The sequence below is a fragment of the Rothia sp. HMSC069C03 genome, from assembly GCF_001811075.1.
GTDB classification, from domain to species: domain Bacteria; phylum Actinomycetota; class Actinomycetes; order Actinomycetales; family Micrococcaceae; genus Rothia; species Rothia mucilaginosa.
The window spans coordinates 1-2,231 of sequence record NZ_KZ627133.1 but is presented as its reverse complement, the minus strand read 5'-3'; the positions used below and the strand labels follow the sequence as shown (position 1 = coordinate 2,231).

Annotated in this window: 1 protein-coding gene and 1 pseudogene; both read right to left on the bottom strand. The window is 50.7% G+C overall.

The window, feature by feature from the left end; all coding sequences use genetic code 11:
• A pseudogene (locus HMPREF2779_RS01320) lies at positions 1-602 on the bottom strand (peptide ABC transporter ATPase); the annotation flags it as partial.
• Between the two features lie 582 nt (positions 603-1,184).
• A complete protein-coding gene (locus HMPREF2779_RS01315) occupies positions 1,185-1,901 on the bottom strand; it encodes a DUF6318 family protein (protein ID WP_105360627.1) in 717 nt (238 codons plus the stop codon).
• Between the last annotated feature and the right edge of the window lie 330 nt (positions 1,902-2,231).

Here is a 2,231-nt window from a genome sequence, read left to right as displayed (position 1 = left end):
TCGGGCCAGTCGCGGTGCAGCGAATACTCCGTGTCCCCGTCACCGTTATCGTTCAGATGCCAACGCTGACCGGTACGAATATCAGCCTTGCGCAGACGAGGGTTCGGATTATCCTTCTTACCCATCGTGGGGTCGTTCTTACAACCCCAACGAGTGTCGTCTTCATCGCAGGTGCCACCGACACGGCCCACGTCAACCCACCACACACGGATCAGCAACGGATCGACAGTTTCCTTCGTCAACACGACATCCAGAGCATGCCAGTCACCGCCGTTCACACGGAAACGACCAGAGTAAGACACGGTCGCATAGGCATGGAAATTGCCTGAACGCTTATAGACATAACTGGTCGCGGTCTTGCGTGACTCTTCACCACGTGCCCTGCTGACCGGCTTGCCCATCGTGTAGAAGCTGCCCTCGTCGCCGTTACCGTACTGGATGGTCATCTGGGTGGGGTAGGATTCCATCTCTACGTGGCCAATCATGAGGTCGCCTTCCCAACGTGCGGTGGGGGCGTCAACGTAGAAGTTGACCGCCTGATTCTTATAGACGTTGGGGTTGTCTTCGCCCTGACCAGAGCCAAGGTTATAGGACTGCTTCAAAACAGGGGCCTGGATATCGGTTTTAGCGAATTGGTCCTCAATCTCTTGGAGCATTTCTTCAATAGTGGGACCCTTGGGCTGTGCGGGGTCATTAGAGGTGAAGGTTTTAGCGTCATGAGGTTTGCAGAACTTTGACAGTTCAAACCCGCCCCCTCTTTTAGTCGTCTTCACAGCCATTCCATCTTCTAGCTTATATTCCGAGTATTTTTGTTTTCCGGGACGGTAATCTTCCGTATAGCATGTATTATTTCCGTCAAGTGGTGCATAGTAATCAACGCCACCACTGTCTTTGTTGACCCTGTGAGTTTGATGTATTTCATCAATCCAATTATGGTAGGATCCACCTATTGGTTTTGCAGAATGCTCATCATTTGAGGGCAAATCGGATTGTTTTTCTTGGTTACGTGAGGTGGAATCACCGCGACGCTGATTTGGCTGACCGGGCACTTGCACGCAATGTCCACTAGAGTCTTTAGTTGTACACTCTGCACTTATTGCGGATGGATTATCTATAGCTGAAAAAGTTGTTGCTAATACAACACAAATAAATATTCTTGGGCAACGAATTAGATTCATTTTATTCTACAGTTCCTCTTCTGATTTACTTCCAGCAATTTTCCAATAGCCGTCGGAATAGGTGAAAAGGAAGTAGAAAGTATCGTCACTGGTGTCAGTGTTAGCCTTCATTGTGAGGTGGCCATTAGATTCCACGTACATAACTGTGCTCCAGAAACGACGGTGCTTCATACGATATATTTTCTTTGCTTCATCGTAGATAAGCGGGCCCTCTGGCTGGTAGCTATCCAACCCATCAACAGTCCAACCACCGCGCTGATAAAGACCCTCAATGTACCGGTAGAACTCATATTCTTCTGCATCTTCCGTGACGTACTTGAAAGCGTAGGAGCAGTCCCCGGTCTGGATAGCATAGTTATGCGCAACAACCCAGTCCTTCATCATCCGGTAGAGGCCTTCTTCCGTCTCGGGGTACTGAGCAGGCTCATTACGAGGCTTGGGAACATTCTGAGCAGGGCCGTACTCATCGGCTTTACGGTACTCACCATCCGGGGCTTTGGAATTACCTGAATACCCGCGAGTGACTCGCGGGCTCGGAGTAGCTGATGCAGAAGCGGCATCGGATGCCGCCGCAGACGCCGAAGCGGTTTCGCTCGGCGCCGCGGAGGCGGTGGCTGCCGCCTCGTTATTTGCCTGCTGGCCGCAGGCTGCAAGCAGGGCACCAATGCCCACAAGTGCGCCGCTGCCCAGCAGGGTACGGCGATTAAAGATGGTCGAATCCATAGAAGATACGCTCCTATCGTCGGTGATGGTGTGTTGTTTAGTTTCTAGTCGGGCCGTTATTCGCAGGTCAAGCTGACCACCGGAAGGAAAACAGCCCCGTAGCGCACCCAACAAACGCATCAATGCGTTATGGAACACTACAGTTACCACCCTACCGCATCTTTGTGTCTATTTGTGTTGCTTTGAGTGCAATAGTATCTGAACGTCATTATTCGGACACATCAATGCTTTATGCATCAAATATCTCTGCGTCCACGGAGGCGCCACCCCTGCAGAATTTGTACCATGGTTTAGTGTCTTCGACCATGGTTTTTAACTACGACCAAAGAC